We start from the raw sequence: 19,951 nt of genomic DNA, 5'->3' as shown, positions 1-19,951 counted from the left end.
TAAAAAATATATGTTGATATGTTGGATTAATTAATGCGGGAAGAGCAGACAGTTTCCATGGAATGCTAAATAAATTCTTTCTTTTATGGTCTTATCTGTTTATAACGTATTATTGATATATTTTTTTCATTTTTAAATAACCATTAATTTATCTACTTACTTGAAGATGACTTTTTTATATTACTTGATGATCTAAACTTACTTTTCTACTTTTGCACAAAAAAAGAACACCCAAAAGATCTTCTTTTTTCTGTCTATTATTCATTATTCAATGATTTCTGTTACTACTCCGGATCCTACTGTTCTTCCGCCTTCTCTGATAGCAAATCTTAACTCTTGTTCGATAGCTATCGGTGTGATTAGCTCAATAGTTGTTGTAATGTTATCTCCAGGCATTACCATTTCTGCTCCGCCTTCTAGATTTACTACTCCTGTAACGTCTGTTGTTCTAAAGTAGAATTGTGGTCTGTATCCGTTGAAGAATGGTGTATGTCTTCCACCTTCGTCTTTTGTCAATACATATACTTCCGCTTTGAATTTTGTGTGTGGATGAATTGTTCCAGGTTTTGCCAGTACTTGTCCTCTTTCGATTTCTGTTCTGTCTACACCTCTTAAAAGTGCTCCGATGTTATCTCCGGCTACACCTTCGTCTAACATCTTCTGAACATTTCTACACCTGTACTACTGTCTTCATAATTTCTGGGTGAATTCCTACTATTCTACTTCTCACCTACTTTGATAACTCCTCTTTCTACTCTACCTGTGCTACTGTACCCTCTTCCTGTGGATTGAGGAATAACGTCTTCTACAGGCAATAAGAAATGGTTATCTGTATCTCTAACCGGTTCTGGGATATAATGCATCTACTTCTTTCATTAAATCAAGGATCTTATCTCCCCATTCACTTTGAGGGATCTTCCAACGCTTTAAGTGCTGATCCGATTACGATTGGTGTTTCATCTCCGTCAAATTCGTATTCGTCAAGAAGTTCTCTTACTTCCATTTCTACTAATTCGATAAGTTCTTCATCATCAACCATATCTGCTTTGTTTAGGAATACTACGATATATGGTACGTTTACCTGTCTTGCTAGTAAGATATGTTCTCTTGTTTGTGGCATTGGACCATCTGCTGCACTTACTACTAAGATAGCTCCGTCCATTTGAGCTGCTCCTGTGATCATGTTCTTTACATAGTCGGCATGTCCAGGGCAGTCTACGTGTGCGTAATGTCTTGTTTCTGTTTCATATTCTACGTGAGCTGTTGAGATCGTTATCCCTCTTTCTCTTTCTTCCGGCGCTTTATCGATGTTTTCGAATGCTACTGCATCACCTGTTCCCAATCTTTCATGTAGTACCTTTGTGATTGCTGCTGTCAATGTTGTCTTTCCGTGGTCTACGTGTCCGATCGTTCCGATATTTACATGTGGTTTCGTTCTTTCGTATTTTTCTCTTGCCATTTTATTTTCTTTCTCCTTAATCTAAATATATAATTATTCGTTTTTAAGTTTATCTAACATACTTTGTGGCGCTGGTTCATAATGCGAGAATGTCAAAGTATGTGTACCTCTACCTTGAGTCTTACTTCTTAAATCAGTTGTATATTGGAACATTTCTGATAACGGAACAAATCCTCTAAGAGTTTGAACACCGTTATTAAGTTCCATACCTTCGATTTTACCTCTTCTGGATGTCAAGTCACCCATAACATCTCCAAGATATTCTTCAGGAACAACAACTTCGATTTTGAAGATAGGTTCAACAAGAACCGGACCGGCTTTGGCCATAGCATCTTTGAAGGCCATAGAACCGGCTAATTTGAAGGCCATTTCCGATGAATCGACATCATGGTATGAACCGTCAACTAATCTAACTTTAACATCAAGTACTTCGTATCCGGCAACGATACCGGATTCCATAGCACCTTGAATACCTTTGCTAACAGGTTCGATGTATTCTTTAGGAATAGCACCGCCAACGATTTCACTGACAAATTCATATCCTTTGCCTTCTTCGTTTGGTTCGATTTCAATAACGACATGACCGTATTGTCCTCTACCACCTGATTGCTTAGCGTATTTGTAATCAGATCTTGCAGGTTTTGTAATAGCTTCTTTGAATGCTACTTGTGGTTTACCTACATTAGCTTCAACCTTGAATTCTCTAAGAAGTCTATCTACGATGATTTCAAGATGAAGTTCACCCATACCTTCAATGATCGTTTGACCTGTTTCATCATCTGTCTTAAATCTGAATGTTGGGTCTTCTTCTGCTAATTTAACCAAAGCTGTAATCATTTTTTCTTGACCTGCTTTAGTCTTAGGTTCAATAGCTACAGAGATAACAGGATCAGGGAACTCGATAGATTCAAGCAATACTTGTGAGTTTTCAGCACATAAAGTATCGCCTGTTGTAGTATCTTTAAGACCTACGATAGCTACGATATCGCCTGTTCTGATTTCATCTATTTGTTTTCTGTCGTTGGCATGCATCCTTAAGATACGACCAACTCTTTCTTTTCTTCCTTTTGTTGAGTTATATACATAAGAACCACTCTTAAGTGTTCCGGAATAAACTCTTGTAAATGCCAATTTACCAACAAATGGATCCGCCATGATTTTAAATGCCAATGCTGAGAATGGTTCGTCATCGCTTGGATGTCTTTCCATTTCTTCACCTGTCTTTGGATTGTGTCCTACCATAGCAGGAACATCAAGTGGTGAAGGCATTAAATTAACTACAGCGTCAATTAACATTTGCACACCTTTATTCTTAAATGCTGTACCGCAAAGAACTGGGATAAAATCAAGGCCTATAACGCCTGCTCTTAAAGCTGCAATGATTTCTTTTTCAGAAATTTCTTCACCTTCAAGATATTTTTCCATGATTTCTTCGCTGTTTACAGAGATTTCTTCTAAAAGTTTTTCTCTGTATTCTTCAGCTTTATCTACCATATCGGCAGGGATTTCTGTTTCTTCGATATCTACACCTTCATCATCATGATAAATGAAAGCTTTCATCTTAACCAAGTCGATGATACCTACGAAATCTTCTTCCGCACCGATCGGTAATTGAATAGGCACCGGATTTGCACCAAGTCTTTCACTAATCATGTTAACAACATTATAGAAGTCAGCTCCCATAATATCCATTTTATTAATAAAAGCAATTCTTGGAACATTGTATTTATCAGCTTGTCTCCATACTGTTTCACTTTGAGGTTCAACCCCACCTTTAGCACAGAAAACAGCAACAGAGCCGTCTAGTACTCTAAGTGAACGCTGAACTTCTACTGTAAAGTCAACGTGTCCCGGTGTATCAATGATGTTTATTTCATGACCTTTCCAGTGACATGTTGTAGCGGCAGAAGTAATTGTAATACCTCTTTCTTGTTCTTGTTCCATCCAGTCCATTTGTGCTCCGCCTTCATGAGTTTCCCCAATCTTGTGGATCTTTCCTGTATAGAATAAGATTCTTTCAGTAGTAGTGGTTTTACCAGCATCGATATGAGCCATAATTCCGATATTTCTTACTTTATCTAAACTAAACTCTCTACCCATCTTTTAATCACCTTACCATTTAAAATGTGCGAAAGCTTTATTAGCATCTGCCATTTTATGAGTATCTTCTTTCTTCTTAACTGACGAACCTGAATTATTGAGTGCATCCATAATTTCAGCAGCCAGTCTTTCTTTCATTGTCTTTTCGCCTCTTGCTCTTGTATAAGTTACAAGCCATCTAAGACCTAAAGTTTGTCTTCTTTCAGGTCTGATGTCCATTGGTACTTGGTATGTTGCACCACCGACTCTTCTGGCTTTTACTTCTAATGAAGGCATAATATTGTTTAAAGCTTCTTCAAAAGCTTCTAACGGATCTTTTCCTGTTTTTTCAGCTACGATGTCAAATGCACCGTAAACAATTTTTTGTGCTACTCCCTTTTTTCCATCAAGCATAACATTGTTTAGTAACTTTGTTACTAAAACAGAATTATACATCGGATCAGGTAGCACCTCTCTCTTTGGTACTGGACCTTTTCTTGGCACTGTACTTCCCTCCTAATAATTTGAATTTTTTCATTGGTACTCGATAAGTAAAATTTATCGTTGTGCTCTATATATCACGTATATAGGTATAAGGCTTGCCTTATAGTTCAACACATTATAAATTATTTCTTAGCACCGTATTTACTTCTAGATTGTTTTCTGTCAGCAACTCCTTGAGTATCAAGTGCTCCTCTAATAATCTTATAACGTACACCTGGTAAGTCTTTTACTCTACCACCTTTAACCATAACAACACTATGTTCTTGTAAGTTATGACCGATTCCAGGGATGTAAGCTGTAACTTCCATTCCGTTTACAAGTCTAACTCTGGCAATTTTTCTCATAGCTGAGTTTGGTTTTTTAGGTGTAGCAGTTCTTACAACTGTGCACACTCCTCTTTTTTGAGGGTTAGATTTAAGAGCAGGAGATTTAGTTTTGTAAACTAATTCTTTTCTACCTTTTCTTACTAATTGATTAACTGTTGGCATTAAACCTTATTCCTCCTTCCTCGTTTTTTAATATACAAGCAACGGCAGCATCTAAGCTGATATTGCATGCTTTGCCTAACTCTTCTTTTCTGTCCACTTCTTCTATAGCTACATGGTTTTTATTACAAATTTTTACGATTTTTTCTCTTATTGCCTCGTCTGTGTCTTTAGCTAAAAACACCTTTAAAGCATTATTCTGTTCAACTGCTTTTAAAGTCTGTTTTGTGCCAACCACATGTTGTGATTTAGATATTTCATCAAGCATTTTTTCAACTCCTTCGCACAGTCAGCCTAAAAAGTGTAACAAAAAAACCTTTCAATGTCAATAAAAATCGGCATTTCAAGCATTTTTTTTACACTTATAAAATCCTCTATAAATACTATATAATAAAAAACACTTATAAAATATATTTTATACCTTTTTTAATGAAAAAACCATATTTTTCTAATATTTTACATAATTTTTTACACTTATTAGCGTAAATAATACACTCAAAACAAACATTCCCATAAAAGTATAATTAATTACCGATAAGTTTATTCTAAACAAACAAAAATATACGCTAAAAAATCCAAGTACTAAATTTAACAAACAAAATAAAATTACAAAATAAACCATTTATCTTTTTCATATCATCACCTTAAATAGAGTTTATATAAAACAAATGGAATAATTTGTAAAATATTATAATATAAAAAAATAAAGCTATAAAATATAGCTTTATTTTATATTTATTGTAGTTGTATAGACACATCCGTTTTCCACAAGGTCATAATCTTTTTTATCCGTATCATTGATAATCGCATCTATATAATATTCTCCTAAGGAAAAGTTCCCTGTTTCTACTGTTATAACTTCGTTTATTTCCCCATCAACATTTTCTATCGTTTTATCAAAGACATATTTTTTATCTTTTTTACTGTATATACCTATGAACACCTGCGTATTCCCGTCTTCAAATATATCTTTTGCCTTAAGGCTTAAATTTATGGTATCACCTTTTTTAAAAGTTTCACCTTCGGATATATTTTCTATAAATATATTATTATCCGCAAATTCATCTTCTTCATCATCCCCGAATAAACCGGAAAAGAATTCGCCAATACTAAAACTGTCTTTGTCGTCCGCTGTTTTATTTCCCAAACTATTTGTAATACTACTTCCTGCATCTTTAACATCTTCAGAATAATTTGAAAAGAAGAATACGATACCGCCAATCAATAATGATATCAGTATTAAAAATGTTATAACCACAATAATCAGGTTTTTAACTGAATTGTTTTTCATTAATTTACTCCCATAATATCTAAATAATGAATTAAGTAAACAAATTTTAACATAAAAACCTATTATCTACAACATACTTTTACATAACATGATAAATATAACATAAACTTACAGACGGTCAATTATCCTTCCGTCGGTAGAAATCGTAACAACGTGCCATGGAATAAACTTTCCGCTTTTCTTTAAAGCTTCTTTTAACGCATTTTCTATCCCCCCGCAGCAAGGAACTTCCATTCTCGTAAGAATTATGCTCTTGATATCATTATTACTTATTATTTCATATAATTTTTCACTATAATCAACGCTGTCTAATTTAGGACATCCTATTAAAGTTATATGATCCTTGATAAAATCCTTGTGAAAATCGCCATAAGCATAAGCACTGCAGTCTGCTGCAATCAAAAGCTTTGCATTATCAAAATAAGGTGCATTGGCGGGAGCAAGTTTTATTTGAACGGGCCACTGTGTAAGCATACTTTCGGCTTTAACGGAAGTGTTAGAAATGTTTTGCTGGTTACTGTTATCTCGTACTATTTTTTTTGAATTACTTCCCGGACATCCGCATGGGAGTTTTTCACTTTGTTGTTCTTTTAACATATTTTTCTTTACGGCTTCTTCATCATATTCCAACGCTTCTCTTTCTTCAAAAGATATAGCTCCGGTAGGACAAGTGGGAAGACAATCCCCAAGTCCATCACAGTAGTCATCCCTTAATAATCTTGCTTTACCGTCTACCATACCTATAGCTCCTTCATGACAGGCATTGACACATAACTCACATCCGTTACATTTTTCTTCATCTATTTTTATTATTTTTCTGATCATAATAATCCCCTTTAAATTATTTTAATTGATTTTGTAATGTAAGTTTACTATAATAACAATCAATAATACGTTGCATTTGCAACCAAAAGGAATAAAAGATGAAAAAAAATAAAGATATTTTAATCGATTCGATTTTATTTAAAAATATAAATGAAGAACAAATAAACGAAATTTTAAAACTTGGGACTTTTAATATAAAAGAATATCAGAAAGATGAGTATATATATTATAAAGAAGATACAGTAAAGAAGTTTGGTATACTTTTATCGGGAAAAGCCTCGATAATAAAAGAAGACTACTGGGGAAATAAAAATATAGTTGCAAATATAAACAAAGGAGATTTATTTGCCGAAATATTCTCCATATTAGATGACGAACCGCTGAATGTAAGCGTAGTATCAACAGAAAATTCAAGTATACTTTTTATCAATATCAACAATATTTTAAATTCAAAGCAAAACACTGAAGCTATAAATATATTCACAAAAAATATTTTAAAAATAATATCTAAAAAGACTTTAATGTTAAATAAGAAAATTGAATACTTATCAAAAAGGAATTTAAGAGATAAAATACTTTCATTTTTATCTGACCAAGCTCAATTAAATGGAGTCAAATCATTTCATATCCCATTGGACAGACAGCAAATGGCTGATTTTCTGGCGGTCGACAGGAGTGCTTTATCGAGAGAACTATCAAACCTGAAAAAAGAGGGATTAATCAAATATAATAAAAATCATTTTACATTAATCTAAATATAATATGATATTTTAGCTTATAACCTTATTTTAGAATAAAAACAATGAAGAATTTGTATTTAAAAATATTTTAAAAAATGAAATTTATATATAATAAAATTTAACCATTAAAAAATTAAAATATATTATACTTCTCACTATATAAACAAATATGTAACATAAAAAACAGCCGAGAAAATTATATCGGCTGTTTTTTGGTTTATAAGTAATTTAACAAGTCATTTATATCGACTCTATCATTCATTAAATCTTCCATTTTATCAAGGTTCAAATCAGAATGCTCAAGTTCTCGGGAATACCTCCATGCCAGTTCAAGCTTCTTTCCCTCAGATAATTTATCTATTTCATTATTTGAACTTTGTATAAAACTTTCAGCCCTGCATATATTTTCCCAAATCAATGTACTTATAACAGCCATTTTTATTTTGGATAATACTTCGTAATCGTACACCGAAGTACAAAAATACACAAATACAAAATAAACCGACATTTGTTCTAATTCCGATTCAGAAACAACAGAAGTTTTAATATCTTCATCTGAGAAATCTTTAATAACATCTTTCCATTTATATACATCTCTTACCCAATTATCGTCTAACTTTTCCAGCTCATCCAGCAAACTTAATATATAAAGAATTTTATCTTTATTTAATACAATTTTGAGATTGCAATTATAGGATGTTTTATCAAATTTATAAATATCTAAAATATCTTCAATACCGAATATATTATCATTGTTTATTTTTTTCTTGGATTTCATTTGATAGATTTAAAACTTTTGCCATACGAACATAAATATTTTCATCCCTGTTTTGCAGTATTTCTATGATTACTTTTCTGCTTTCTATAAGTGCGGAATATAAAAATATATCAAAATCTTTATCTTCAGGACCTTCAGTATCATCTTCAGTAGTTATGAATTTAACGGTACTCTCATTCTTTAAAATAAGCTTAGCGGCAACAGGACATGAAAGAGCAAGAGATATTTCTCGTTCGTTATCATATTCTTCAATATGCTTTGGATAAGTCCTGCATGTGTCACACATCATTTCCTCTCCGACTTCCATATGTATATCACAAAGATTTTTTTCATTCAAAAATGCACATCTTTTATTATATTGTTTAAATATCCCCTCTTTCCAGTCAACAGAATTTTTAAGCCTGTTACCGAAAGGACCTTCTATACTCGCATATTCTTTAAGTGAATTTTTATCAATTATGATTTCCCATCCCTCACAGCAGCTTGCGGGACATTTATCAGCCAAACAATAAAATTTATCATAATAATCGGGAACCGTATATAACATACTATCCTCCATAAATACAATTTATTTTTATGATATATTATACTACAATCCTTTATATTTTTAAATATTTCATATTTTATTGTTATATAAAAATCAAATTATTTTTAATCTTTAATAATAAAATACTTTAGATATCTTATCAATAAAACAAATAACTCTAAAAAATACAATAATTGATCATAAAATTATTTTTCTATATTTATTTTATTAATTAAATGAAAACATAATAGAAATAGAGATAAAACGAATAAGATAATCCCAACCTTAAGTAATTTATTGACCTTATTTACCAATAGTCATAATTAACATTTATTAATTTCAATACATTTCAATACATTTATCTAATAAAAAAGAACCCTTAAAAGGGTTCTTTTTTGTACTATTAATAATATTATCTGCAGCACTTCTTACAAGGTGTATATCCCATGTTTTTTGCCTTTGACAAGGTTGTTTTTATAGGATGCTGAACACAAGAACTTCTTGCATGATATTTTTTCCCTGTCTTTGTTATATATACAACACTTCCCACATTATTACCGCTTGCGGGTTTCTTGACTTTTGCGGATCTTACGGGCTTGGTAAAAGGACTTTTTCCTGCCGAATTCACAGCTCTTACCTTATAATAATATCTCTTCCCTGTCTTTACCTTTTTATCTGTATACTTATTTGTTTTTACCGTCTTTATCTTTTTATATTTGCTGGATTTCTTTGCAGAACGGTAAATCTCATATTTTTTAGCATTTTTTGACTTCTTAAAAGATATTTTTACTTTCTTAACTCCTGCTTTTGCTTTAAGTTTGGTAGGTTTTGCAGGTTTCTTTTCTTTAACAGCAGAATATACAGTTTTCTTATTTATATATTCCGCATTTCCCGCATTTATAACAGGAACAAAAGAAAATACAAACATACACATAACTAAAATACTTACAACTTTTTTTATAGTTTTCATAATTTCTCCCCTTTTGAATAACAATTATATTCATATTTTATCACATATTCCGACAAACCCAAATAAAAAGAGCCCCTTAAGGACTCCTTCTTTATACCACTCTATCTTATTAATCTTCTCTTTTATCACCAACAAAGAATAATGCAACCGTTCCGGGTCCAGTGTGGGAACCTATCGTGGTTCCTACACTGTTAATTATTACTTTACCGTCTAAACAAGAGAATTTACTTTCTATTTTTTCTGCAACTGATTTTGCATCGTCAATACAGTTTGAATGGGATATATAGCATTTACCGCTGTAATCAAGACCACCGACAGCATGCTCTTCCATTCTCTTTACGATTTCTTCGATTACTCTTTTTTTGCCTCTGTATTTACTTCTTGGTATAAGCTTACCGTCAAAGCTCATATTTAAAAGAGGACAAATCTTTAAAGCCGTACCGAATATAGCAGACGTACGGGATATCCTGCCTCCCCTGAAATAACTTGTTAAATCGGTAGAAAAGAACCAATGATGAACATTAAGCCTATTTTCCTCTACCCATTTTGCGAGTTCGTCAATATCCAGTCCTTCTTTTTGTTTTTCCTTTGCAAGTGTAACAAGCAGACCGTATCCGGAAGAAGCCCCCAGAGAATCTATGACGATAACTTTCCTTTCGGGATACTCCTTATTCATCATATCTTTAGCTATATTTGCGGAATTAATGGTTCCGCTTATCCCGCTTGACAAAGTAATATGAAGAACGTCTTTTCCGCTTTTAAGTATCGGTTCGAATAACTCCACATATTCTTCGGGGCTTATTTGAGATGTTGTCGGAGAAGCCCCTTCGGCAATCATGTCATAAAATTTATCAAATGGAATACTTTTACCTAAATCATCGGCATAAGTTTTACCGTCCAATATATAATGAAAATATGCAAGAGATATATCATTGACTTTAAAGAATTCCTCGCTCATATCAGCAGTTGAACAGCATGTAATCATATAATCACTCATTTTTATTACGTCCTTTCCCATAAAAATGTTAGTTAGAACTAATTATTATTATAGCACAAAGGAAATAAAAGGAAAATGATTTGAAATAAAATACTTTTATTTTTTATTTATTCTAAAAAATTTCTATTAAATTGATTTTACTTTTGATTTTTGGCAAAGCCTAAAACAAAAAATAGTTGATTATTCTTATTCTATATTTTCATAAATATAAACGATTATCATATACATTTAACATGAAAAATTTTATTAACGACACCAAAGAAAAATTAACAAAGTCTCTTCAGCTTCCCGAAGAAATACTTTTAGAAAAATTGAATATCGAAATCATGGGCAATGAAAAAATGAATATAATCAACCATAAAGGAATAATATTTTACAGCCCTGAAAACATAAGGATAAATACGTCTTCAGGTCTTTTATCCATTAACGGAAAAGATTTGCTATTATCCACTCTAATAAGTGAAGAACTAATAATAGAAGGTCAGATAACATCAATCGAATACATCATATAGGAGTAAACTATGCTTATTTTAAAATTCTATCATTATATTATGGGGTATTACCTCGTAGAGATAAAAGGACTTCATCCGGAAAAATATATCAATTTAATAAATCACAACAATATATCCATTTGGGATATAAAGAAACTTGATAAAACGACAATAGTATTTAAAATCATGCTGACGGATTTTGAAAAAGCCGAACAGATCGCAAAAAGGGCTCAATACATAATAGATATTAAAAATGAATATGGTAAAAAATCTATTTTCAAGTCACTAAAAAAAAGAAGAGTATTTATTTTTAGTGCCTTTTTAATTTCCGTTATTATTTTTGCTTTCTCCTTTTTCATTTGGGATATACAAATAACAGGAACAGACAGGATAGACAGAAACGACATATTAAGTACGTTGGAAGATGCAGGATTTAAAGAAGGATGCTATAAATACGGAGTAGATAAAAAAGAAATATCCAAGGTATTATTAAATACATACCATGATCTATCGGATGTAACCATAGATTACAAAGGTACACAAGCTAAAATCAAGCTTGTTGAAAAAAATACGCCTATAAAGAAATTCAATAAATCAAAAGCAGTGGATTTGGTTGCAGGCAAAGGCGGGAAAATAGAAAGTATAATTGCTTATAATGGTATAAAAAAAGTAAAAAAAGGTGATAAAGTAAAAAAAGGCAGTTTACTTATCAGCGGTAAAATCAAATACGAAGGAAAAGAAGGAGATATAAAACATTATTACATTCACGCAATGGGAGATGTCTTTATAAACACTACTTATACTTATAAAGATATAATAATAAATCCATATGTTATAAAAGAAAACGATGAATTTATTAAAGAAACGGCTTATTCATTCAAAAACAGGACCATCAACTATAAAAAAACTGTGGCAAACAAAAGTTATATAGGAGTAAAAGAAGAAAAAAAGAAAGTAAAAATACTTTTTATCCCTATACCTATAGAGCAAAGTACGACAAAATGGTATAATATAAACAATTTAACGAAAAAAGACGAAAATCAGATAAAAAAAGAAGTCATAGAAGTGTTAAATAAAACCCAAAATATTGACAAAGATAACATAGTTGATATATATTTAAGTATTGATACATTAGATAACAATTATTACAGTATCACCGCTAAAGTGAAGTTAAAAGAAAATATAGTAGAAGAAAGACAAATAAACAAAAGGTAAGGAGATTTAATTGGAAAATTTCACTATAAATCTCGAAATGCCAAGAGAAATTGAAGACATCGTCTTGGTTTTCGGAAGTAATGACAAATATATAAAATCTGCCGAGGAACATTTTAATGTAAAAATCACCCTTAGAGATAATGTCATAAAAATCCAAGGTGAAGATGAAAAAAATGTATCCAAAGCTAAAGAACTTATCAGCTGTATGATAAACAGAGTAAATGAAAATACAGCCATTACGGATCAAGCATTCAATTATCTTTTAAGTTTGATAGAAGATAATAAAAAAAATATATCGAACTTTGACCAGGTAATATGCTATACATTCAAAGGTAAACCAATAAAAACGAAGACTATAGGACAAAGCGCATTTATAAATGCCACCAAAAGAAATGACATAGTGTTTTCTATAGGACCTGCGGGGACGGGTAAGACTTACCTAGCAGTGGCACTTGCAGTCAAAGCGTTAAAAAACGGAGATGTTTCAAGAATAATACTTACAAGACCGGCGGTAGAGGCAGGAGAAAGCCTCGGATTTTTACCGGGAGACTTAAAAGAAAAAATCGATCCTTATCTAAAACCCTTATATGATGCGTTATTTGAAATAATGGGAAGTGAAGCATATGAAAGAAATGCAGCAAGAGGACATATAGAAATAGCACCCCTTGCATATATGAGAGGAAGGACACTTAATGATTCCTTCATTATATTGGATGAAGCACAAAATACGACAAAAGAACAAATGAAGATGTTTTTAACCAGACTTGGAGAAGGTTCAAAAGCCGTTGTAACGGGAGATGTGACCCAAGTCGATTTACCGAGCGGTAAGAAATCGGGACTTATATATTCGGAAAGGATACTAAATAAAGTTGAAGGAGTAGACTTTGTACATCTAACCAAAAAAGACGTTGTAAGAAACCCTTTAGTACAAAGGATCATAGAAGCTTATGAAACATACGAAACAAAAAAACAAAGAGACTAATATTTCTATTTTCTTCGAAAACATGAAAACCAACAGGAAAGTTAAATTATCCATTGCAATAATATTCTTTATTTTAGCATTTATTTTAACTTTCATAAGTTCTATCCCCCAAAGATATGATTTGGAAGTTGGACAAGTTGCGTCGGAAGACATCATTGCACCCAGAAAAATAGTAAATACTTCTCTTACAAACAGTTTAAAAGATCAGGCAGTAAGTCAAACACCAAACGTTTATGACTATATACCCGGAACAAAAGAGTCTGTTGAAGCTAATCTAAATAAATTATTTAAAGAAATAACAAACATAAAAGAAAAAGATTTGACAGATGAAAACATTAAGATCTACAATTCAAAATCCGGAATTGATTTAACTAAAGAAACATACCAAGCACTGATTAAACAAGATATGGCTTCAGTAAAATCAATACAAAAAGATATATTATCCTTACTGGATAATCTTTATAAAGATGAAGTCATATCAGACAGTATGAATACTTATTATAAAAAAATAAATAAGCATTATACTGCGTCATCATTTAATCATGAGGTAAGCGAAGCATTAAAAGAAGTAGTCAAAAACAGTTTGAAAGCAAATATGGTTTTAAACGAAGATGCTACGAACCAAGCTAAGTTAAACGCAAAAAATGCGGTTGAAGATATTACTTATGAACCGGGCGAAGTTATTATCAAAAAAGGAGATATCATAACCCAAAATCAAATCAATGTACTAAAAGAAGGTTCACTGATAAGAAGCGGTATCTTTGACGACTATAACAGCATAATTGGTATCGCGGCAATGCTTCTGTTCCTGATGTTGGTATACATTTTATATTTAAGGACTTTTCACAAAGACATATTCTACAATAATAAAATGTTGGCATTGATATCATGTCAGTTCCTTCTTATGATTGTACTCGCTCAGTTAGCCAGCTTATTTAATATATATTTGATACCTGTGTCAATTATGAGTATGACTTTATGTATACTTTTAAGTCCTAGAATAGCTATCAACACAAACGTATTTATGGTTTTATTCCTATCCGTAGCACTGGATATCAACACCGAAGCCATAGTATTCCTACTGTTATCAGGATTCGTGGGAATATTATATATGCAAAGAGTCCAGGAAAGAAGTAAGATATACAAAGCTGCAATAATAGTAAGTGCGGCTAATATGATAATAGTACTTATATACAGCATACTAAGGAATACTCTCGGAATGAGTATGGTATATAACATAATGTATGCGGGTATAAACGGGATACTGTCCGGCGTAGTTTCAATGGGTATGATGTTATTTGGGGAATATATATTCAATATACTTACACCATTCAAACTTCTTGAATTATCAAGCCCGACAAACGAGCTCATGAGAAAACTTATAACCGGTGCACCGGGAACTTATCATCACTGTTTGCTTGTAGGTAACCTTGCACAGGAAGCATGCAGCGAAATAGGTGCAAACGGACTTTTGGCTAGAGTCGGGGCATATTATCACGATATTGGAAAATGCGAAAAACCGCTATTTTTCAGCGAAAACCAACAGCATGGGAATAATCCTCATGACCATCTCGACCCGAACGTATCAGTCAGGATAATAAAAAATCATGTAAGCGACGGAGTTTATCTGGCAAATAAATACAGACTTCCGAGAGAAATAATCGATTTTATAAAAACTCATCACGGAGATGCGCTTATACAATTTTTCTACTATAAAGAAAAAAGCAGAGGTGTCGAACCGGATATAAAAACTTATTCATACGACGGTCCAAAGCCAACGACGATAGAAACATCAGTCGTATTACTGGCAGACGGAGTCGAAGCGGCAGTCAAGAGCCTTGATACAGGAAATAAAGAAGCCATAAGGGCTATGATAGATAAGATAGTAAGCAGTAAAATAGCAGCCCACCAGCTTGACAATTCACCACTTAAAATGAAAGACATCGATGTAATAAAGAAGACATTTTTCAGAGTATTAACAGGAGTATATCACGAAAGAGTGCAGTACCCCGAACAGGAAAAAAGTATCAACACAACAAAGTAACAAAAGAGGTAACAATAAACATGATAGAAACCGAAGTACTATTTGACAACAGAAGCGGAAAAGATGTAAGCGAAGAAACTTATAACAAGATACAGCTTGCAATAAACAAAACATTGGAATATGAAAATTTCAAAAAGCCATCTCAGGTAAGCGTTTCACTTGTAAACAGCGAAGAGATAAAAACATTAAATAATTACTACAGAAATATAGATAAAACAACTGATGTTTTATCTTTCCCTATGGATGATGATGAATTTGAAGATGAAGTTATAATTCTCGGAGATGTTGTTTTATGCTTAGATAAGGCAAAAGAACAAGCAATTGAATTCGGTCACAGTTTAGACAGGGAGATATGTTATTTAACAGTTCATTCAACACTTCATCTTTTAGGATTTGACCATATGGAAGAAGAAGAAAAAAAAGAAATGCGTGAGCACGAAGAAAAAGTAATGGATATTTTAGATTTACCTAGAGAATAAGGAGTAGATATGATAAGACATATAAAAAGATTATTTAAAAGCTTTAGATATGCCTGGCATGGCGTTCAATATAATTTCAGAACACAGCAGAATTTTAAGATTCACTGCACATGTGCAGTACTTGCAATAATCGGAGCGATTATTCTGAAGTTCTCATATTTTGAATGGATTGCACTTGGTTTTACAATATTCTTAGTAATAATTCTCGAAGCGGTAAACACCGCAATAGAAGAAGCGGTAAACTGTGCAACAAAAGAAATGAACGAAAATGCAAAAAGAGCAAAAGATTCAGCCGCATGCGCAGTATTGATAGGAGCCTTTATGGCTGTTTTAATGGGTGCGGCACTTTATATACCAAAAATAATAAGTTTAATACGGGGATAATCAATGAACAATAACTTTAAAAGCGGATTTATATCAATAGTAGGCAGGACAAACGTAGGTAAATCCACACTGCTGAATTTACTACTGGGACAGAAAATTTCGATAGTCTCAAACAGACCGCAGACTACAAGAAACAATATAAGATGTATAAGAACGACAGGTACTTCACAAATGGTATTTATCGATACTCCGGGATTTCATAAACCAAAAAGCAAATTATCCGACTACATGGTGGAAGTAGCGGGAGAATCCTATAAAGAAGTAGATGTTATTTTATTTTTAGTGGAAGAAGATACAACAATAGGAAAAGGAGATGAATTTTTAATTGAAAAATTAAAAAAAGAAAAGACTCCGGTCATCCTTGTAATAAACAAAATAGATAAAATAACAAAAGAGGAGATACTTGGAAAAATAAAATTATATGAAAAATATGATTTCATTAAAGAAATAGTTCCCATAAGTGCAATGAAAGGCGAAAACATAAACGAACTTGTAGAAGTAATAGAAAAGTATTTACCTCAGGGCCCTATGTATTTCCCTGAAGATATGGTAACAGACAGAAGCGAAAGATTTGTAATAAGCGAACTTATCAGAGAAAAGATCCTGCGTTCACTAAAAGAAGAAATACCTCACGGAACGGCTGTTGAAGTAATGCTTATGAAAAAAAGAAATAATAAAGATTTATATGATATAGAAGCGAATATCTATACCGAAAGAGAAAATCACAAAAGGATAATTATAGGTAAAAACGGTTCTATGCTTAAAAAGATAGGGTCCGACTCGAGAAGAGAAATCGAAGAAATGCTTGGAACAAAAGTAAATCTTAAATTATGGGTTAAAGTAAAAGATGAATGGAGAGATAAACAAAATATCTTAAACTCTCTGGGATACAACAAAAAGGATGAGCTGTAAAATATGAGTGCAATAAAATATGAACTGATAAAAGAAGATAAAAGAAGCGGAGCCAGAGTCGGAAAAATAATAACTCCTCACGGAGAGATACCGACTCCTATTTTTATGCCGGTAGGAACCAGGGCTACGGTCAAAGCTATGCTCCCCGAAAGTTTAAAAGAGATTAATGCAAAAATAATCCTAGGAAATACATATCATCTATATTTAAGACCCGGAGATGATATAATAAAAAAAGCGGGCGGACTTCATAAATTTATGAATTGGGACAGACCTATCCTAACAGATAGCGGCGGGTTTCAAGTTTTCTCATTGAGTAAAACGAATGATATTACAGAGGAAGGGGTAACGTTCAGAAGTCATATAGATGGAAGCCGTCATTTCATAAGTCCCGAAAAATCAATGGAAATTCAAAATAACTTAGGCTCTGATATTATGATGGCATTCGACGAGTGCGTTCCTTACGGTGCAGATAAAAAATATACAAAAGACTCTCTGGAAATGACTACAAGATGGGCAAAAAGATGTAAAGAAGCCCATAAAAATACAGAACATCAGGGACTTTTCGGTATCGTTCAAGGGGGAATGTTTAAAGATTTAAGAAAACAATCGGCAGAACAGTTAATTGATTTGGATTTTCCTGGATATGCACTGGGAGGACTCAGTGTCGGGGAACCCATGGATATGATGTTTGATTTACTGGATTATACAACACCATTGCTTCCAAAAGATAAGCCTAGATATTTAATGGGCGTAGGAAGCCCTGACGCGCTTTTAGAGGGCGTTAAAAGCGGTATAGATATGTTTGACTGCGTACTTCAAACAAGAATGGCAAGAAACGGGACCGCTCTTACCAGTGCGGGTAAAGTAACTCTTAAAAACGCAAAATACAAAGAAGACTTTACTCCTTTAGACGATAAGTGTGACTGTTATGTATGCAGGAATTATACAAAAGCATATTTAAGACATTTGGTAATATGCAAAGAGATACTTTCAAGTATGTTGGTAAGCTATCATAACCTATATTTTACTTTGAAACTTATGGAAAATATGAGAAATGCTATAATGGAAGATAGATTTTTGGAATTTAAGCATGAGTTTGAGAAAGAATATGGTATAATATAAAAATAAAAAGCGAGGATACAAAATTATGGGACAAGATTTTATAGTAATGATTGGCATTATTGTCGTTTTATTTGGAATAACATATTTTATGACAATCAGACCACAACAAAAAAGGTTTAAAGAACACCAAAATTTACTTAACGAATTAAAAAACGGTGATGAAGTAATGACTGCCGGGGGATTTATAGGAACAGTGGTAAGTGTAGACGAAGATACTGCCGTAATAGCACTGGAACCTGACGGAATAAATGCTAAAATCAACAGACAATCAATAGTATCTAATATGACTCAAAATAAAACCGTAGACTAAAAAAGACGCTTAAGCGTCTTTTTTTATTATGCAAATAAATCTCCTCTAACAATCCTTTTGGTCCATCTTAAAAAGGTCTGGTAAGAAACATTAAGTTTCTTTGCTGCATCTCTTGAAGAAACATCTCCGTTTTTCCATAAATCATATAAAGAGAAAAACTCGTCGGGAACATCAAGCCTTGGTCTGCCAAATTTCACACCTTTTTCCTTGGCTATTTTTATACCTTCTTTTTGTCTTTGTTTAATGTTTTCTCTTTCCGACTGTGCAACATAACTTAGAAGCTGAAGAACTATATCGGCAATCAATGTTCCGGTCAAATCCCTTCCTTCTCTGGTATCCAAAAGAGGCATATCCATAACAACGATATCGATATCTCTTTCTTTTGTAAGTATTCGCCACTGATCTAAAATTTCATCGTAATTCCTACCAAGCCTATCAATACTCTTAACTACCAGAACATCACCTTTCTTCATTTTTTTAAGTAACTTTTTATAGTTAGGTCTATTGAAGTTTTTACCACTTATTTTGTCTACTATGATATTCTTTTCTTCAATGGGAAAATTTTTCATAGCCCCAATCTGCCTAGCTATATTCTGCTCTTTTGTTGACACCCTCACATAACCATAAATTTTCATGTTAAAATACCTCCATTTAATTTTTTTCCTAAATTAGGAAATTTATTCAAATGAAGATATAAAAAATCACTTAACCCGGACACGAAAGCTATTTGAAAAACTGGACCTATAAGAACCACTGACTCCCCTTACCTTATAATAATAAACCTTTCTTGACTTTACACCCTTGTCTACATAACTCCTGCTCTTCGTCACTTTTATCCTCTTATACCCGCTTCTCTTCTTTGTCGACCTATATATCTCGTACTTACCGGCTCCCAAACTCTTACCGTAACTTATTTTCGCCTTCTTCTTTGTGCTCTTTAACTTTACTTTCGCTATCTTCTTCGGGTATACTTTTATCTTTATCGTCCCCTTCTTCCCGCTCCCGTCTTTCGCTATCACACTTATACTGCAGCTCCCCGCTCTCTTCCCAATCACAACTCCTGATGAACTTACACTGCATACTTTACTGCTTGAAACATATCTCAGCGCCTTATTATAAGCACTTGAAGGCGATACGCTGCTTGATATTTTATATTTTCCTCCAACCTCAAGCCTCTTGCTTCCCGCTTTTGGTTTTACTTTACTCACATATACCAACTTCGGTATCTTCGTTATATTTATCCTGCTCTCACACCTGCTGCAGTGTTTCGACTTCTCTCCGTAGCTCTTATACGTAGATTTCTTATCCGTTACATATCCTCCGTAACTGTGCCCCAAAGCCTCACTGTTCTTCTCCGT

Annotated in this window: 22 protein-coding genes and 1 pseudogene; 10 read left to right on the top strand and 13 right to left on the bottom strand. The window is 32.8% G+C overall.

Translation table 11 applies throughout. From position 1 onward, the window contains the following. Window positions 1-264: 264 nt before the first annotated feature. The 7 genes and pseudogenes from tuf to ANASTE_RS00080 all read right to left on the bottom strand — a co-directional run bounded on the left by tuf (window position 265) and on the right by ANASTE_RS00080 (window position 6,643). Window positions 265-1,459 (bottom strand): annotated as a pseudogene (gene tuf, locus ANASTE_RS00110) (elongation factor Tu). 33 nt (window positions 1,460-1,492) lie between these two features. Further along, window positions 1,493-3,559: an elongation factor G gene (gene fusA / locus ANASTE_RS00105; RefSeq protein ID WP_007048812.1), complete on the bottom strand. Its 2,067-nt coding sequence runs from the start codon at window positions 3,557-3,559 to the stop codon at window positions 1,493-1,495. A gap of 12 nt (window positions 3,560-3,571) precedes the next feature. After that, window positions 3,572-4,042 carry a 30S ribosomal protein S7 gene (rpsG, locus tag ANASTE_RS00100; RefSeq protein ID WP_007048811.1) on the bottom strand — a complete coding sequence of 157 codons (471 nt, stop codon included), beginning with the start codon at window positions 4,040-4,042 and terminating at the stop codon, window positions 3,572-3,574. A 122-nt stretch (window positions 4,043-4,164) separates the two neighbouring features. Further along, window positions 4,165-4,530, bottom strand: coding sequence for a 30S ribosomal protein S12 (gene rpsL / locus ANASTE_RS00095; RefSeq protein ID WP_007048810.1), 366 nt, complete (start codon window positions 4,528-4,530; stop codon window positions 4,165-4,167). Next, window positions 4,517-4,795 carry a ribosomal L7Ae/L30e/S12e/Gadd45 family protein gene (locus ANASTE_RS00090; RefSeq protein ID WP_007048809.1) on the bottom strand — a complete coding sequence of 93 codons (279 nt, stop codon included), beginning with the start codon at window positions 4,793-4,795 and terminating at the stop codon, window positions 4,517-4,519. Before ANASTE_RS00090 ends, rpsL begins: the two co-directional genes overlap by 14 nt. Window positions 4,796-5,251: 456 nt before the next feature. Continuing rightward, window positions 5,252-5,818, bottom strand: coding sequence for a hypothetical protein (locus ANASTE_RS00085; protein WP_007048808.1), 567 nt, complete (start codon window positions 5,816-5,818; stop codon window positions 5,252-5,254). Between the two features lie 108 nt (window positions 5,819-5,926). After that, window positions 5,927-6,643: an ATP-binding protein gene (locus ANASTE_RS00080; protein ID WP_007048807.1), complete on the bottom strand. Its 717-nt coding sequence runs from the start codon at window positions 6,641-6,643 to the stop codon at window positions 5,927-5,929. A gap of 98 nt (window positions 6,644-6,741) precedes the next feature. Here ANASTE_RS00080 and ANASTE_RS00075 point away from each other — a divergent pair, with 98 nt between their 5' ends. After that, on the top strand, window positions 6,742-7,398 hold the full coding sequence (locus ANASTE_RS00075; RefSeq protein WP_007048806.1) for a Crp/Fnr family transcriptional regulator: 657 nt from the start codon (window positions 6,742-6,744) through the stop codon (window positions 7,396-7,398). Between the two features lie 202 nt (window positions 7,399-7,600). On the opposite strand, the gene ANASTE_RS11115 is transcribed toward ANASTE_RS00075, so the two are convergent. The 4 genes from ANASTE_RS11115 to ANASTE_RS00060 form a co-directional block, all read right to left on the bottom strand. Beyond that, entirely contained in the window at window positions 7,601-8,161 is a 561-nt protein-coding gene (locus tag ANASTE_RS11115; RefSeq protein WP_007048805.1) for a hypothetical protein, read from the bottom strand. Next, window positions 8,133-8,708 carry a flagellin lysine-N-methylase gene (gene fliB, locus ANASTE_RS11110; protein ID WP_148344994.1) on the bottom strand — a complete coding sequence of 192 codons (576 nt, stop codon included), beginning with the start codon at window positions 8,706-8,708 and terminating at the stop codon, window positions 8,133-8,135. Before fliB ends, ANASTE_RS11115 begins: the two co-directional genes overlap by 29 nt. Before the next feature lie 391 nt (window positions 8,709-9,099). Then, window positions 9,100-9,657 (bottom strand): phage tail tip protein J-related protein, encoded by a 558-nt coding sequence (locus ANASTE_RS00065; RefSeq protein WP_007048803.1) that lies wholly within the window; start codon window positions 9,655-9,657, stop codon window positions 9,100-9,102. A 109-nt stretch (window positions 9,658-9,766) separates the two neighbouring features. Continuing rightward, window positions 9,767-10,654 (bottom strand): DegV family protein, encoded by an 888-nt coding sequence (locus ANASTE_RS00060; RefSeq protein ID WP_039944529.1) that lies wholly within the window; start codon window positions 10,652-10,654, stop codon window positions 9,767-9,769. A 233-nt stretch (window positions 10,655-10,887) separates the two neighbouring features. On the opposite strand from ANASTE_RS00060, the gene yqfC reads away from it, so the two are divergent. Genes yqfC through yajC form a run of 9 tightly spaced genes read left to right on the top strand, consistent with a single transcriptional unit; the run spans window position 10,888 to window position 18,593 of the window. Further along, window positions 10,888-11,166 (top strand): sporulation protein YqfC, encoded by a 279-nt coding sequence (gene yqfC / locus ANASTE_RS00055; protein WP_007048801.1) that lies wholly within the window; start codon window positions 10,888-10,890, stop codon window positions 11,164-11,166. Between the two features lie 9 nt (window positions 11,167-11,175). After that, entirely contained in the window at window positions 11,176-12,360 is a 1,185-nt protein-coding gene (locus ANASTE_RS00050) for a sporulation protein YqfD (RefSeq protein WP_007048800.1), read from the top strand. 37 nt (window positions 12,361-12,397) lie between these two features. Beyond that, window positions 12,398-13,342, top strand: a complete 945-nt coding sequence (locus ANASTE_RS00045) for a PhoH family protein (protein ID WP_007048799.1) — start codon at window positions 12,398-12,400, stop codon at window positions 13,340-13,342. Next, window positions 13,308-15,386: an HD family phosphohydrolase gene (locus ANASTE_RS00040; protein WP_007048798.1), complete on the top strand. Its 2,079-nt coding sequence runs from the start codon at window positions 13,308-13,310 to the stop codon at window positions 15,384-15,386. Before ANASTE_RS00045 ends, ANASTE_RS00040 begins: the two co-directional genes overlap by 35 nt. Before the next feature lie 20 nt (window positions 15,387-15,406). Then, complete coding sequence (gene ybeY, locus ANASTE_RS00035) at window positions 15,407-15,865, top strand: rRNA maturation RNase YbeY (RefSeq protein WP_007048797.1); 459 nt, start codon at window positions 15,407-15,409, stop codon at window positions 15,863-15,865. A gap of 9 nt (window positions 15,866-15,874) precedes the next feature. Next, a complete protein-coding gene (locus tag ANASTE_RS00030) occupies window positions 15,875-16,249 on the top strand; it encodes a diacylglycerol kinase family protein (protein ID WP_007048796.1) in 375 nt (124 codons plus the stop codon). 3 nt (window positions 16,250-16,252) lie between these two features. Further along, window positions 16,253-17,161 carry a GTPase Era gene (gene era / locus ANASTE_RS00025; protein WP_007048795.1) on the top strand — a complete coding sequence of 303 codons (909 nt, stop codon included), beginning with the start codon at window positions 16,253-16,255 and terminating at the stop codon, window positions 17,159-17,161. 3 nt (window positions 17,162-17,164) lie between these two features. Beyond that, window positions 17,165-18,283, top strand: a complete 1,119-nt coding sequence (gene tgt, locus ANASTE_RS00020) for a tRNA guanosine(34) transglycosylase Tgt (protein ID WP_007048794.1) — start codon at window positions 17,165-17,167, stop codon at window positions 18,281-18,283. Between the two features lie 25 nt (window positions 18,284-18,308). Then, on the top strand, window positions 18,309-18,593 hold the full coding sequence (yajC, locus tag ANASTE_RS00015) for a preprotein translocase subunit YajC (protein ID WP_007048793.1): 285 nt from the start codon (window positions 18,309-18,311) through the stop codon (window positions 18,591-18,593). Window positions 18,594-18,619: 26 nt separating this feature from the next. On the opposite strand, the gene ANASTE_RS00010 is transcribed toward yajC, so the two are convergent. Both ANASTE_RS00010 and ANASTE_RS00005 read right to left on the bottom strand, forming a co-directional pair. Further along, window positions 18,620-19,228, bottom strand: coding sequence for a recombinase family protein (locus tag ANASTE_RS00010; protein ID WP_007048792.1), 609 nt, complete (start codon window positions 19,226-19,228; stop codon window positions 18,620-18,622). Between the two features lie 66 nt (window positions 19,229-19,294). Further along, the coding region (locus ANASTE_RS00005; RefSeq protein WP_007048791.1) for an Ig-like domain-containing protein at window positions 19,295-19,951 on the bottom strand (657 nt) is incomplete at its 5' end.

Origin of the sequence: Anaerofustis stercorihominis DSM 17244, assembly GCF_000154825.1 — a bacterium.
GTDB classification, from domain to species: Bacteria; Bacillota; Clostridia; order Eubacteriales; family Anaerofustaceae; genus Anaerofustis; species Anaerofustis stercorihominis.
The sequence above is the reverse complement of the archived record's forward strand: the minus strand, read 5'-3'. Positions and strand labels throughout refer to the sequence as shown.